Source organism: Parasphingomonas zepuensis, from assembly GCF_036663735.1.
Taxonomy (GTDB): domain Bacteria; phylum Pseudomonadota; class Alphaproteobacteria; order Sphingomonadales; family Sphingomonadaceae; genus Sphingomonas.
This window is the reverse complement of sequence record NZ_JAXOJO010000001.1, coordinates 641755-654636: the sequence shown is the minus strand read 5'-3', so window position 1 is coordinate 654636 and position 12882 is coordinate 641755. Positions and strand designations below refer to the sequence as shown.

Below are 12882 nucleotides of genomic sequence, written 5' to 3'. Positions count from 1 at the left end.
GTCCGGCCTTCACCTTGCCCAACGCAAGGCCAGACGATGACCATTTCCGTTGCCACCCTCGGTTTCCCCCGGATCGGCCCGCGCCGCGAGCTGAAGTTCGCGCTCGAAAATTATTGGTCGGGCAAGTCCGATGCGGGGACGCTCGATCTCGCCGCGCAGGGGCTGCGCGCCGCCGCCTGGGCGCGGCAGCGCGCGCTGGGCGCCGATATCCTGCCGAGCGGGGACTTCTCGCTCTACGATCATGTGCTCGATACCTCGGCGATGCTCGGCGCGGTGCCGGCGCGCTATGGCTGGAGCGGGGGCAAGGTCGATCTCGATACCTATTTCGCGCTTGCTCGGGGCGCGCAGGGGAAGGGGCGCGAGCATGAGGGCTGCTCCCACGCGCTGGACAGCACCGCGCAGGAAATGACCAAATGGTTCGACACCAATTATCATTACATGGTGCCGGAGCTGAGCGCGGGGCAGGCCTTTGCGCTGTCGTCGCGCAAGGCGCTGGACGAATTCGTCGAGGCCAAGGCGCTCGGCTATCACACGCGGCCGGTGCTGCTTGGGCCGGTGACCTTCCTCACTTTGGCGAAGGGCAAGGATGTGGCGCCGCTGTCGCTGCTCGATGCGGTGCTGCCGGTCTATGAGGAAGTGCTGGCGCAGCTCGCCCGGGCGGGGGCGGACTGGGTGCAGATCGACGAGCCGTGCCTGGTGCTCGATCTCGACGATGCGCAGCGCGATGCGCTGAAGCGGGCGTACCGGCGGCTGTCCGTGAACGGGCCGAAGGTGATGCTGGCGACCTATTTCGGGGCGCTCGGCGACAATCTGGAACTGGCGACCGACCTGCCGGTGCACGGCCTGCACATCGATCTGGTGCGCGCGCCGGAGCAGCTCGAGGCGGTGTGGCAGCATGCGCGGCCGGACCAGCTGCTGTCGCTCGGGGTGATCGACGGGCGCAATGTGTGGCGGGCCGATCTCGACGCGCTGATCGCGCGGATCGCGCCGATCGCGGCGGAGCGCAACCTGATCCTCGCGCCGTCCTGCTCGCTGCTGCACGTGCCGGTCGATCTGGCGCTGGAGACGGCGCTCGATCCGGAAGTGACTCAGTGGCTGGCCTTTGCGGTGCAGAAGATCGGGGAGCTTTCCGTGCTGGCGCGGGCGCTGAACCGGGGGGCTGATTCCGTGAGTGCGGAGCTGGCCGCGGCACGGGCCGCGGTGGAAGCGCGCAGGACCTCGCCGCTGATCCATGATCCGGCGGTCGCGGCGCGGCTGGCGGGGGTGGATTCGGCGATGGCCGAGCGCGCGGCGCCCTTTGCCGGGCGCAAGGCAGCGCAGCAGGCGCGGCTCGGCCTGCCGGCCTTCCCGACCACCACGATCGGATCCTTCCCGCAGACCCAGGCGGTGCGCAAGGCGCGGGCGGCGCATATTCGCGGCGAGATCGACGACGCTGCCTATGCGACCTTCCTGCGCGCCGAGACGGCCGAGACGGTGGCGTGGCAGGAGCAGATCGGGCTCGACGTGCTCGTCCACGGCGAGTTCGAGCGCAACGACATGGTGCAATATTTCGGGGAGCAGCTGTCCGGCTTCGCCTTCACGCGCAGCGCCTGGGTCCAGAGCTATGGCTCGCGCTGCGTGCGGCCGCCGATCCTGTACGGCGATGTGGCGCGGCCGAAGCCGATGACGGTCGAGTGGTGGCGTTATGCCCAGTCGCTGACGGACAAGCCGATGAAGGGCATGCTGACCGGGCCGGTGACGATCCTGAACTGGTCGTTCGTGCGCGACGATCAGCCGCGCGAGCGCAGCTGCCGCCAGATCGCGCTGGCGATCCGCGACGAAGTGACCGACCTGGAAGCGGCGGGGGCGCAGATCATCCAGATCGACGAGGCGGCGCTGCGCGAGGGGCTGCCGCTGCGGCGGGCGGACTGGCCGGCCTATCTCGACTGGGCGGTCGAGTGTTTCCGGCTGACCGCTTCGGGGGTGCGCGACGAGACGCAGATCCATACCCATATGTGCTATTCGGAGTTCAACGACATCCTGCCGGCGATCGGCGCGATGGACGCCGATGTGATCTCGATCGAGACGGCGCGGTCGCAGATGGAATTGCTCGATGCGTTCGCGGGCTATGCCTATCCCAACGATATCGGGCCGGGGGTGTACGACATCCATGCGCCGCGCATCCCGGGCGAAGCGGAGATGGTGACGCTGCTCGCGCTGGCGGGCATGCGGCTGCCGGCGGGGCAGCTATGGGTGAACCCCGATTGCGGGCTGAAGACGCGGCACTGGGACGAAGTGCGCCCGGCGCTGATCGCGATGGTCGCGGCGGCGCGAACGATGCGGGAGGGTGCTTCCGATGCCGCATGAGACGATGCCGCAGGAACAGCCCGCGGTGCGCGTGACGGCAGTGCCGGCCGACGCCAATGTCTATGGCGACATCTTCGGCGGCTGGCTGATGAGCCAGATGGACCTGGGCGCGTCCTCGGTCGCGTCGCGGCATGCCGGCGGGCGCGCGGTGACGGTGGCGGTGGAGGGCATGGCCTTTCACCGCCCGGTGTTCATCGGCGACGAAGTGTCGGTGTTCGCACGGCTGATCAAGGTCGGGCGGACGTCGATGTCGGTGGAAGTCGAGGCCTGGGCGCGCGACCGGCATTCGGACGCGGCGAACAAGGTGACTCAGGCAGTGTTCGCGTTCGTCGCGGTGGGGCAGGACCGGCGGCCCAGGGCGGTGCGGGGGTTGGTGGCTTAGCCCACCCCCGTAATGCCGGACGTGTTCCGGCATCCACTCCGCGGCGGGGCGCGGCGCTTTTCGGGAGCGCCGCGCTTGTACCACGGTGGACCCCGGAACACGTCCGGGTGACGGTGTGATGCGCTATGGATCGCGCAATCCCGCGCTGGCGGTTTGCGTCGCAAAGCCGTTCGTTGATATGCAGCGGAGCCTTGCCAGTGTTGCGGACGGCGGGGTGCGTCGCGTCCTCCACCCCCTCGATGGAAAGGCGATCCTATGGCGAAGAAGCATAAAGGCCAGTGCGCGTGCGGCGCCGTGACGTTCGAATTCGACACCGATCCCGGCTTCGTTGCCGTCTGCCACTGCCTCGACTGCAAGCGGGCGACCGGCGGCGAAGCGGCGACGTTCTTCGGCGTGCCCGACGATGATTTCACCCTGATCAGCGGGGCGCCCAAGGCGTTCCATTACGTCGCCCAGTCCGGCAAGGGGCTCGACCGAAACTTCTGCCCGGAATGCGGGGCGCGGGTGTTCTCCAGCAATCTCGAGAGTTTCCCGGGGACGGTGTTCGTCACGCTCGGCAGCCTCGACCGGCCGCAGGAGATCGCGCCGATGGTGGAGATGTTCACCAGGCGGCGACTCGCCTGGGCTACGCCGCTCGACGTGCCGCAGTTCGAGAACATGCCGGGCTGAGGGCACGAAAAAGGGGCCCGGTTTCCCGGGCCCCTTTTCCTTGTCCATGCGGACGGATCGCTTAGTCGCGGTCGCCGGTCAGGAAGGCGGGCGCGAATTCCGGCGCGGGGCCGTCATCATTGCCGCCGCCCGAACGCTCGGGGCGCGGGCCCCGCTCGCCGCCGGCACCGCCGTCGCGACGCGGGCCACGGCCGCCGTCACCATCGCGGCGCGGGCCGCGGGGGCCACGGTCGCCGCCGCCACGATCACCGTCGCCACGCGGGCCACGGCCGCCGTCGCCGTCACGGCGCGGGCCGCGCGGACCACGATCGCCGCCTTCGCGGGGCTCGCGGGCCGGACGGGTGTCTTCCAGCTCGGCACCGGTCTCCTGATCGACGACGCGCATCGACAGGCGAACCTTGCCGCGCGGATCGATCTCGAGGACCTTGACCTTGACTTCCTGGCCTTCGCTCAGGACGTCCGAGACCTTCTCGACCCGCTCGTTGCGGATCTCGGAGACGTGCACGAGGCCGTCCTTGCCGCCCATGAAGTTCACGAACGCACCGAAATCGACGAGATTGACGACCTTGCCGTCATAGACCTTGCCGACTTCAGCTTCCTCGACGAGACCCTTGATCCACTTGATCGCGGCCTCGATCTGCGCGCCGTCCGACGACGACACCTTGATCACGCCCTCGTCGTCGATGTCGACCTTCGCGCCGGTGGTGGCGACGATCTCGCGGATCACCTTGCCGCCGGTGCCGATGACGTCCCGGATCTTCGACTTGTCGATCGTGATCGTCTCGATGCGCGGTGCGTGAGCCGACAGCTCCTCACGGGTGTGATCGAGCGCCTTGGCCATCTCGCCCAGGATGTGGGCTCGGCCTTCCTTGGCCTGCTCCAGCGCGGCGCGCATGATCTCTTCGGTGATGCCCGCGATCTTGATGTCCATCTGCATCGTGGTGATGCCCTCGGACGTGCCGGCAACCTTGAAATCCATGTCGCCGAGGTGATCCTCGTCGCCGAGGATGTCGGACAGGACGGCGAAGTTCTTGCCTTCCAGGATCAGGCCCATCGCGATGCCCGAGACCGGCCGCTTCAGCGGCACGCCCGCATCCATCATGCTCAGCGAACCGCCGCACACCGTCGCCATCGAGGACGAGCCGTTCGACTCGGTGATGTCGGAGAGGACGCGGATCGTGTAGGGGAAGTCCTCCTTCGACGGCAGCACCGGGTGCAGCGCGCGCCAGGCGAGCTTGCCGTGGCCGACTTCACGACGGCCCGGCGCACCGAAGCGGCCGACTTCGCCGACCGAATAGGGCGGGAAGTTATAGTGCAGCATGAAGTTTTCGTAGGACAGGCCGGTCAGCCCGTCGATCATCTGCTCGCTGTCGCGCGTGCCGAGGGTCGTGGTGCAGATCGACTGAGTCTCGCCGCGGGTGAACAGCGCCGAGCCGTGCGTGCGCGGCAGGAAGTGCACCATTGCCTCGATCGGACGGATCTGAGTGGTGGTGCGGCCGTCGATGCGCTGGCCGTCCTTGAGGATGGCGCCGCGGACGATTTCCGCTTCCAGCTTCTTCATCAGCTTGCCGGCAGCCATCTGGTCCTGCGGGGCGGCATCGGCGAACGCCGTCTTGCCCTTGGCGCGGGCTGCGTTCAGCAGGTCCGAACGCTTGGACTTGTCGGTCACCTTGTAGGCGGCGGCGATGTCCTTGCCGATCAGCTTCTTCAGCTTGTCCTTGGCGGCCGACAGATCGGCCTGCTCGGCCATTTCCCACGGCTCCTTGGCGGCCTGCTCGGCGAGATCGATGATCGCGTTGCACGCTTCGCGGCACGCCTTGTGGGCGAACTGCACGGCGCCGAGCATGACCTCTTCCGAAAGCTCCTTGGCTTCGGATTCGACCATCATCACGGCGCCACCGGTGGCGGCGACGACGAGATCGAGCTCGCCTTCCTTGGCCTGTTCCAGGGTCGGGTTCAGGATGTACTCGCCGTCGATATAGCCGACGCGCGCTGCGCCGATCGGGCCCATGAACGGCACGCCGGAGATGGTGAGGGCGGCGGAAGCGGCGACCATCGCGAGGATGTCCGGCTCGTTCTCGCCGTCATAGCTCAGCACCTGGGCGATGACGTTGATCTCGTTGTAGAAGCCTTCCGGGAACAGCGGACGGATCGGGCGATCGATCAGGCGGCTGGTCAGCGTCTCCTTTTCGGTGGCGCCGCGCTCACGCTTGAAGAAGCCGCCGGGGATGCGACCCGAAGCCGAGAATTTTTCCTGGTAGTGGACGGTGAGCGGGAAGAAATCCTGCCCTTCCTTGACCGAGCGCGCAGCCGTGACGGCGCACAGCACGACGGTCTCGCCGAGCGTCGCGAGCACCGCGCCGTTGGCCTGGCGGGCAACGCGGCCCGTTTCCAGCGTGAGGGTCTTGCCGCCCCACTGGATGCTTACAGTTTTCGTATCGAACATTTTATTTCCTTCAACGCCGGCCGCCAGATGCGGGCCGGGGCCAATGTGCGGGCTAAGCCGGCCCGCGCGGTCTGGAGCGAGTTGTCGCTCCCGGGACGATCGGCCGAATTGCTTCTCGTCCATGTTCCTCCACTCGGGAGGGCCAGTCTCGGGTTCGAGCTGGGAGCCCCGCTTGCGCGGGGTTTATGGGGTTGTCCCGGCCGTGAGGTCGGGATGAAAAAACGGCGCCACGAGGGCGCCGTCCTTTACTTGCGAAGGCCGAGCTTCGCGATCAGATCGGTATAACGCTGACCGTCCTTGTGACGGAGATAGTCGAGCAGCGAGCGACGCTTGTTGACCATCATCAGCAGCCCGCGGCGCGAATGATTGTCCTTCTTGTGGCTCTTGAAATGCTCGGTCAGGTTGCGGATGCGCTCGGTGAGGATCGCAACCTGGACTTCGGGGGAGCCGGTATCGCCTTCGGCGCGGCTATGATCCTTGACGAGCGCTTCCTTGCGCTCTTGCGTGATCGACATCGTGATCCTTTCGATTAGAGGTTGAAACCACGGACGACGCTGACCTCGCGGTCCAGAACCTCCACCAGAGCGACCGGAACATCGTCCGACGTCGCGAAATGGAGGCCATCGTCTGCGGCGATCCCGATCAACACCCGCCCCTGTCGGAGCAGCCCTGCCTGATCGGGGGAGAGGGATAGAGCCGGGATGTCGTCCAGCCCCGCCCTCAATGGCAGGAGTTTGTCTTCAAGGGCGCGCCCATGGCCGAGTTCGGCCAGTTTGTCCAGCGATATCGAGTCAGCGAGGGTGAACGGGCCGGCCTTCACGCGGCGCAACATGGTGACATGGCCGACCGTGCCGAGCGCCAGCGCGATGTCGCGCGCGAGGCTGCGGATATAGGTGCCCTTCGAGACATGGGCGGTGAGGGTGATTTCCTGGAGTTCCTCCCCGGAACTGCTGGCCCGCGCTCCAACCCCCTCCGCCGCCTTCGGCGGTCCCCCTCCCCGTTCCGGGGAGGAGCTTAAAGAGTGGATCGTCACCGACCGGCTCGGCAGCACGACGTCCTCGCCCGCCCGCGCGAGGGCATAGGCGCGCTGGCCGTCGACCTTGAGCGCGGAATAGGCTGGCGGGACCTGGTCGATCGGGCCGGTGAAGCGGGGCAGCACGGCTTCGACCTGGGCGAGCGTCGGGCGTACGTCGGAGGTAGCGATCTCAGCGCCCTCGAGGTCGAGCGTGGCGGTCTGAACGCCGAAGCGAATCGTGAAATCATAGATCTTGTCGCTGTCGAGCATGCGCCCGGCGAGCTTGGTCGCTTCGCCGATCGCGATCGGCAGCACGCCGGTGGCGAGCGGATCGAGCGTGCCGCCGTGCCCGACCTTGAACTTGCCATAGCCGCCGTCGCGCAGCGCGCGCTTGACCGCCGACACGCCCTGAGTCGAGCCGAGACCGAGCGGCTTGTCGAGGATGATCCAGCCGTGCACCGGATCAGCCCAGGGCGCCGGCGGCGCGCAGCAGGAAGCCGATCAGCGCCTGGGCGGGCGGGCCGACGATGCGCCCGACCACATTCGCGCCCGGCACCAGCATCGGCAGGATCACCAGCAGGAAGATCAGCAGCAGGAAGCCGTAGCGCCCGATCTGCGCATAGCGCGCGGCGAGCGGGCGCGGCAGCAGGCCCTCGACGACATGGCCGCCATCGAAGGGCGGGATCGGCAGCAGGTTGAAGATCGCCAGGAAGACGTTGATCATCACGAAGTTGATGAGATTCCTGAACACGAATTCGCTCGCGCCGGTCAGCGGGCCGCCCGGCCACAGGCTGACGAACAGCGCGATGGCGAGCGCGCCGATCACGGCCAGGACGAGGTTCATCGCTGGCCCGGCCAGCGCGACGATCATCATGTGCACGCGCGGATTGCGCAGCCGGCTGGCGACGACCGGCACTGGCTTGGCCCAGCCGAACACCGGCAGCTGCGCGATGGCAAGCGACAGCGGCAGCAGGATCGTGCCGACCGGATCGACATGGGTGACGGGATTGACCGACAGGCGGCCGAGCCGCTTCGCGGTCGGATCGCCGAACGCATTGGCGACCCAGCCATGCGAGACTTCGTGCAGCACGATGGCGATGGTCAGCGGAATGATCCAGATCGCGGCCGAATAGATGATGGAGCCGATGTTCATCGCCTGCATCTAGGGACGCGAGCGGTCCCGCGCCAGCGGGGCTATCCCAGCCCGGCCATGCGTTCGACGAAGTGCCGGCGGCACATCGCGATATAGCGGTCATTGCCGCCGATCTCGGTCTGCGCGCCCTCGCTGATCGGCTTGCCGGCGGCATCGACGCGCAGGTTCATCGTCGCCTTGCGCCCGCAGGCGCAGACCGATTTGATCTCGATCAGCGAATCCGCAATCGCCAGCAGTCGCGCCGAACCCTCGAACAGCTGCCCCTGGAAATCCGTGCGCAGGCCATAGGCCAGCACCGGTACATTGTGAAAATCGGCGAGCGCCGCGAGTTGATCAACCTGCGCCGCGGTGAGGAACTGCGCTTCGTCGACCAGCACGCAGGCCGGTGGGGTCTCGCCGTCGCGCACCACGATGGTGGCGAGATCGGTATCGCGCTCGAAGGCGATGGCGTCCGCGCCGAGCCCGATGCGGGAGGTGACGGTGCCCGCGGCAAAGCGATCGTCGATCGCGGCGGTGAACAGCATCGTGCGCATGCCGCGCTCGCGATAGTTGAAGTCCGCCTGGAGCAGATTGGTCGATTTGCCCGCGTTCATCGAGGCGTAGTAGAAATAGAGCTTGGCCATCAGGCGAGGGTCTCGATCGGTATGGGCGTGCCGGTGCCGACGATCGGCGCGATGGCCCTGTCGAAGGTCGCGAAGACGGAGGCACCCTGGGCGGCGGTGAGGTGGATCATGTCGGCAAAATCCGCGCCTGCCGCGAAGTGTTCGAGCACCCATCCGATATCGGGAGGCGCCGATACCAAGGCCGGCAGATCGAGGATGGAGCGAAAAGCAGTGGCAATGCTGGTCCGGTTCCATCGGAAGACCGACCGCAACACCCATTCCGATTCCATGAAGACCGAGGCCGAGATAATGAAATCCTGCTGGAACAGGCGTTGAGCAACGGCGGTCTGTTCGGGATGATCGTTGATCAGGAAACGGACAACGACATTCGTATCCAGCGCACGCGCCATCAATCTTTCCATGTTTCCCGAAACATCTGATCTACCGCCGCATTCATTTCCTCGATCGACACCGGCGGGCCCTCATGCTTGTAAAGCGACCTGATCTCTCGCAGGATTTCGTCGAACGACCGGCCCGACTTTTGCGCGACGGGCCGCAGGAATACGCCACCGTTCATCTTGACGACATCAAGCGCTTGTCCGGGATGCAGGCCCAGCTCATCCCGAACGTCCTTGGGGATGACGACCTGGCCCTTGGCCGACATGGTTGTCTTGGCATTCATGATGGTAAGATGCGTCTTACCGCTGCTTTCGTCAAGCCGCGTCGTCGCCCTCCGGCGTCAGATCGCGCGCGATGTGCGGGTCGCGCAGCAGCTTGTCGATATGGCTGCCTTCGTCGAAGCTTTCGTCGGCGACGAACTTCAGCTTGGCAGCGTAGCGCGTGTTGACGCGGGCGGCGACCTCGCGCTGGAGATAGGCGGTGTTGGTGCGCAGCGCCTTGAGCACAGCCTCCTCTTCCTTGCCGAGCAGCGGCTTGATGAAGACGGTGGCCAGGCGCAGATCGGGCGACATGCGCACCTCGGTGACGGTCACGACATGCTTGGCCAGCGTCTCGTCATGCACGTCGCCGCGCGCGAGGATGTCGGCGAGCGTATGGCGCACCTGCTCACCGACGCGGAGCAGCCGGACGGCACGGGTCTCGGGGGTCTCGGCAGGTCTCATTGAGTCACCATACATTCGGCGGGCATCGCAAGCCCGGCTATGCTGAAATTGCGATAGCTGATCTTCACCGTGTCGCCGCCCCAGAGCGGGGTCCATTCCGGATCCCGCTGCACCGGCGCACCGGACAGATGGCTGATCGTCAGCGCGTTGGGGCCGGTCCAGCGCAGCACCACGCAATCGTGCAGTCGCGTGCGGTACACTGCCCGCCGGGTGAAGGGCCGGCCGGACTGGAGGAACACATAAGTGTCCTTCCGATCCAGTACCGGCGCGTCATATTCGGCGGTGGCGATGATCTTGCCGTCAGGCGAGACCGCCCGCTGCCACTCGATCGTCGGCTCGCCGCAGCCGGCCAGCACCAGGCCAAGGGCCAGTGCCGCACCGGTCCGCAACCGCAGCATCGTTACAGCGTCCGTTCGCGCATCTCGACTTCATAGGTCTCGAGGAAGTCGCCCGGCTTGATGTCGGTGTGGCTGGCGAAGGTCACGCCGCACTCCAGGCCGGCGCGGACTTCGGGGACATCGTCCTTGAAGCGCCGCAGCGACGCGATCTCGCCATTGTAGATGATGACGTCGTCGCGCGTGATACGAGCCTTGAGCGCCTTGCGGATGAAGCCGTCGACGACGAGCAGACCCGCCGCGCGACCATGCTTGCCGGCGGAGAAGACCTCGCGGATTTCGGCACGGCCGACGACCGTCTCGAATGCCTCGGGGCCAAGCTCGCCCGCCATGCCAGCGCGGATGTCGTCGATCAGGTCGTAGATCACGTCATAATATTTGAGCGCGACCTTCTGGCGTTCGGCGATCTCGCGCGCCTTGGCATTGGCGCGGACGTTGAAGCCGATGATCGGCGCGCCCGACGCACCCGCCAGGGTCACGTCGCTCTCGGTGATGCCGCCGACGCCGGCGTGCAGCACGCGCGCCTTGATGTCGGCGGTCGAGATCTTGTTGATCGAACCGACGATCGCTTCGACCGAGCCTTGCGTATCGGCCTTCACGACGAGCGGATATTCGATCGCCTGCTTGTCCTTCAGCGCAGAGAACATGCTCTCCAGGCTGGCCGGCGCGGAAGTGGTGCGCTTGCTGGTGATCACGCTCTGGCGATATTCGGCGACTTCGCGGGCACGAGCTTCGTTCTCGACGACCGTCAGCTGATCGCCCGCACGCGGCACGCCGGACAGGCCGAGCACCTCGACCGGCATGGACGGGCCGGCTTCCTTGATCTGCTGACCCTTGTCGTTGGTCATCGCGCGGACCCTGCCGCTCTCGGCGCCGACGACGAACACGTCGCCGACCTTGAGCGTGCCGCGGTTGACGAGGACCGTCGCGACCGGGCCGCGGCCCTTGTCGAGCTTCGCCTCGATCACGGTGCCTTCGGCATCGCGGTCCGGATTCGCCTTCAGTTCGAGCAGTTCGGCCTGGAGCTGGATCTTCTCGATCAGCTCGTCCAGGCCAGTCTTCTTGAGCGCGGACACTTCCACGTCCTGGACGTCGCCCGACATCTCCTCGACCACGACTTCATATTGAAGCAGTGCCTCGCGGACTTTTTGCGGGTTGGCGTCGGGCTTGTCGACCTTGTTGATCGCCACGATCATCGGCACGCCGGCCGCCTTGGTGTGGTTGATCGCTTCGATCGTCTGGGGCTTCAGGCCGTCGTCGGCCGCAACCACCAGCACCACGATATCCGTGACGTTGGCGCCGCGCGCGCGCATTTCGGTGAAGGCCTCATGGCCCGGCGTGTCGAGAAAGGTGATCTTCGACTTGTCCTTCAGGGTGACCTGATAGGCGCCGATATGCTGGGTGATGCCGCCGGCTTCGCCCTTCACCACGTCCGTACCGCGGAGCGCGTCGAGCAGCGAGGTCTTGCCGTGATCGACATGGCCCATGATCGTCACGACCGGCGGACGCGGCACGGCTGCGCCGTCCTCTTCCTCGTGCGTGTCGTTCGCCAGATCGATGTCCGAATCGCTGACGCGGGTGATGTTGTGGCCGAATTCGGTGACCAGCAACTCAGCCGTATCCTGGTCGATCGTGGCGTTGATCGTGACGGGCATACCCATCTTGAACAGCGCCTTGACCAGGTCGGCGCCCTTTTCCGCCATGCGGTTGGCGAGTTCCTGGACAGTGATCGCTTCCGGCACGACGACGTCGCGGATCTGCTTGGCCTGCGCTTCGCGCGGGCCGCCCATCCGGCGATGTTCCTTCTCGCGCGCACGCTTGAGCGCTGCGAGCGACCGGGCACGCGCGCCGTCGCCATCGCCCAGGGCGCGGTTGACGGTGAGCTTGCCGGCGGTGCGGCGGTCATCGCCCTTGCGATCGCGCTGTTGCGGCCGCGACGGGCTGTCATTGACCGGGGCGCCGCCGGGACCGGGGCGCTTGGGCGCTGCCGTGCCGGACGGCGCAGCCGGAGCGGCGGCAGCCGGCGCCGGCGCGACGGGCGGGGGCGGCGGGCGCGGACGCTCGGGGCGCGCGACGGGCGTGAAACGGCGCGGGGCCGGCATGCTCGGATCGAGCGTGATGCCGATCGGCGCGGGCGGTGCCGGGGGTGGGGGCGGCGGGGCAGGTGGGGCCACCGGCGCAGCGGCCGGAGCCGGCGCGGCAGCAGCGGGCGCTGCGACAACCGGAGCGGCAGAGGGGGCCTCGGCAACAACCGGCGCCGGCGCTGCCGGTACTTCGACCGCAGGCTTGTCCGGCGCGGCGGGGGAATCGGGCGCGTCGCCGGCGCGGCGATTTTCCTCGGCGCGGCGGCGCTCTTCCTCGACTGCCTCAAGGCGCTCGCGCTCCTCGCGGCGGCGATTTTCCTCGAGCGCATTCATGCGCGATTCGTCGGCCTCGCGGAGCAGCTTGGCCTGCAGCTCCTGACGGGACAGTAGCGAATTGGCGGGCGAGACGGGCGCCGGGCGCGGCGGCTCCGGCGCGCGCACGGGCGCAGCGGCGACGGGCGCCGGCGCCGGTGCTTCCTCGACCACGGGCGCTTCGGCCTCGCCGGGACGCCGCAATACACGCCTGCTCTTCACTTCCACGACCACGGTGTTGGAACGGCCATGGCTGAAGCTCTGCTTCACCTTGCCGGTCTCGACCGTGCGCTTCAGCCCAAGCGGCGTGCGCATGCCCAGTTTCGGCTTCTCGTTGTCGGTATCGCTCACTCAAAT

The 12882-nt window shown here is 67.1% G+C and carries 13 protein-coding genes; 3 read left to right on the top strand and 10 right to left on the bottom strand.

Translation table 11 applies throughout. From position 1 onward, the window contains the following. The first annotated feature begins 36 nt into the window (after window positions 1-36). From metE to U1769_RS03160, 3 genes are all read left to right on the top strand, one after another. A complete protein-coding gene (gene metE, locus U1769_RS03170) occupies window positions 37-2346 on the top strand; it encodes a 5-methyltetrahydropteroyltriglutamate--homocysteine S-methyltransferase (protein ID WP_332711814.1) in 2310 nt (769 codons plus the stop codon). Further along, window positions 2336-2728: an acyl-CoA thioesterase gene (locus tag U1769_RS03165; protein WP_332711811.1), complete on the top strand. Its 393-nt coding sequence runs from the start codon at window positions 2336-2338 to the stop codon at window positions 2726-2728. The genes metE and U1769_RS03165 overlap by 11 nt, the downstream gene beginning before the upstream one ends. A 255-nt stretch (window positions 2729-2983) precedes the next feature. Then, complete coding sequence (locus U1769_RS03160; RefSeq protein ID WP_332711808.1) at window positions 2984-3397, top strand: GFA family protein; 414 nt, start codon at window positions 2984-2986, stop codon at window positions 3395-3397. Between the two features lie 61 nt (window positions 3398-3458). Here the strand turns inward: U1769_RS03160 and pnp are convergent, their stop codons facing one another. The 10 genes from pnp to infB all read right to left on the bottom strand — a co-directional run bounded on the left by pnp (window position 3459) and on the right by infB (window position 12876). Further along, the gene (gene pnp, locus U1769_RS03155) at window positions 3459-5843 is read right to left on the bottom strand and encodes a polyribonucleotide nucleotidyltransferase (RefSeq protein ID WP_332711805.1); all 2385 of its coding nucleotides are present in this window, start codon (window positions 5841-5843) and stop codon (window positions 3459-3461) included. Between the two features lie 245 nt (window positions 5844-6088). Beyond that, window positions 6089-6358, bottom strand: coding sequence for a 30S ribosomal protein S15 (rpsO, locus tag U1769_RS03150; protein WP_332711802.1), 270 nt, complete (start codon window positions 6356-6358; stop codon window positions 6089-6091). A 14-nt stretch (window positions 6359-6372) separates the two neighbouring features. Then, a complete protein-coding gene (gene truB / locus U1769_RS03145) occupies window positions 6373-7317 on the bottom strand; it encodes a tRNA pseudouridine(55) synthase TruB (protein WP_332711800.1) in 945 nt (314 codons plus the stop codon). 4 nt (window positions 7318-7321) lie between these two features. Then, window positions 7322-8011: a site-2 protease family protein gene (locus tag U1769_RS03140; protein WP_332711797.1), complete on the bottom strand. Its 690-nt coding sequence runs from the start codon at window positions 8009-8011 to the stop codon at window positions 7322-7324. Between the two features lie 41 nt (window positions 8012-8052). Continuing rightward, window positions 8053-8634 carry a thymidine kinase gene (locus tag U1769_RS03135; protein ID WP_332711795.1) on the bottom strand — a complete coding sequence of 194 codons (582 nt, stop codon included), beginning with the start codon at window positions 8632-8634 and terminating at the stop codon, window positions 8053-8055. After that, window positions 8634-9023 carry a type II toxin-antitoxin system VapC family toxin gene (locus U1769_RS03130; RefSeq protein ID WP_332713630.1) on the bottom strand — a complete coding sequence of 130 codons (390 nt, stop codon included), beginning with the start codon at window positions 9021-9023 and terminating at the stop codon, window positions 8634-8636. Before U1769_RS03130 ends, U1769_RS03135 begins: the two co-directional genes overlap by 1 nt. After that, window positions 9023-9277, bottom strand: coding sequence for an AbrB/MazE/SpoVT family DNA-binding domain-containing protein (locus U1769_RS03125; RefSeq protein ID WP_332711793.1), 255 nt, complete (start codon window positions 9275-9277; stop codon window positions 9023-9025). Before U1769_RS03125 ends, U1769_RS03130 begins: the two co-directional genes overlap by 1 nt. 49 nt (window positions 9278-9326) lie before the next feature. Then, complete coding sequence (rbfA, locus tag U1769_RS03120) at window positions 9327-9734, bottom strand: 30S ribosome-binding factor RbfA (RefSeq protein WP_332711790.1); 408 nt, start codon at window positions 9732-9734, stop codon at window positions 9327-9329. Further along, window positions 9731-10132 (bottom strand): hypothetical protein, encoded by a 402-nt coding sequence (locus U1769_RS03115; RefSeq protein ID WP_332711788.1) that lies wholly within the window; start codon window positions 10130-10132, stop codon window positions 9731-9733. The genes rbfA and U1769_RS03115 overlap by 4 nt, the downstream gene beginning before the upstream one ends. 2 nt (window positions 10133-10134) lie before the next feature. Continuing rightward, the gene (gene infB, locus U1769_RS03110; RefSeq protein WP_332711786.1) at window positions 10135-12876 is read right to left on the bottom strand and encodes a translation initiation factor IF-2; all 2742 of its coding nucleotides are present in this window, start codon (window positions 12874-12876) and stop codon (window positions 10135-10137) included. Window positions 12877-12882 lie beyond the last annotated feature (6 nt).

Excerpts from the sequence above, each read along its gene's own strand:
- metE (WP_332711814.1), top strand. The coding sequence starts at position 37 with ATGACCATTTCCGTTGCCACCCTCGGTTTCCCCCGGATCGGCCCGCGC.
- U1769_RS03165 (WP_332711811.1), top strand. The coding sequence starts at position 2,336 with ATGCCGCATGAGACGATGCCGCAGGAACAGCCCGCGGTGCGCGTGACG.
- U1769_RS03160 (WP_332711808.1), top strand. The coding sequence starts at position 2,984 with ATGGCGAAGAAGCATAAAGGCCAGTGCGCGTGCGGCGCCGTGACGTTC.
- pnp (WP_332711805.1), bottom strand. The coding sequence starts at position 5,843 with ATGTTCGATACGAAAACTGTAAGCATCCAGTGGGGCGGCAAGACCCTC.
- rpsO (WP_332711802.1), bottom strand. The coding sequence starts at position 6,358 with ATGTCGATCACGCAAGAGCGCAAGGAAGCGCTCGTCAAGGATCATAGC.
- U1769_RS03140 (WP_332711797.1), bottom strand. The coding sequence starts at position 8,011 with ATGAACATCGGCTCCATCATCTATTCGGCCGCGATCTGGATCATTCCG.
- U1769_RS03135 (WP_332711795.1), bottom strand. The coding sequence starts at position 8,634 with ATGGCCAAGCTCTATTTCTACTACGCCTCGATGAACGCGGGCAAATCG.
- U1769_RS03130 (WP_332713630.1), bottom strand. The coding sequence starts at position 9,023 with ATGGCGCGTGCGCTGGATACGAATGTCGTTGTCCGTTTCCTGATCAAC.
- U1769_RS03125 (WP_332711793.1), bottom strand. The coding sequence starts at position 9,277 with ATGTCGGCCAAGGGCCAGGTCGTCATCCCCAAGGACGTTCGGGATGAG.
- rbfA (WP_332711790.1), bottom strand. The coding sequence starts at position 9,734 with ATGAGACCTGCCGAGACCCCCGAGACCCGTGCCGTCCGGCTGCTCCGC.
- U1769_RS03115 (WP_332711788.1), bottom strand. The coding sequence starts at position 10,132 with ATGCTGCGGTTGCGGACCGGTGCGGCACTGGCCCTTGGCCTGGTGCTG.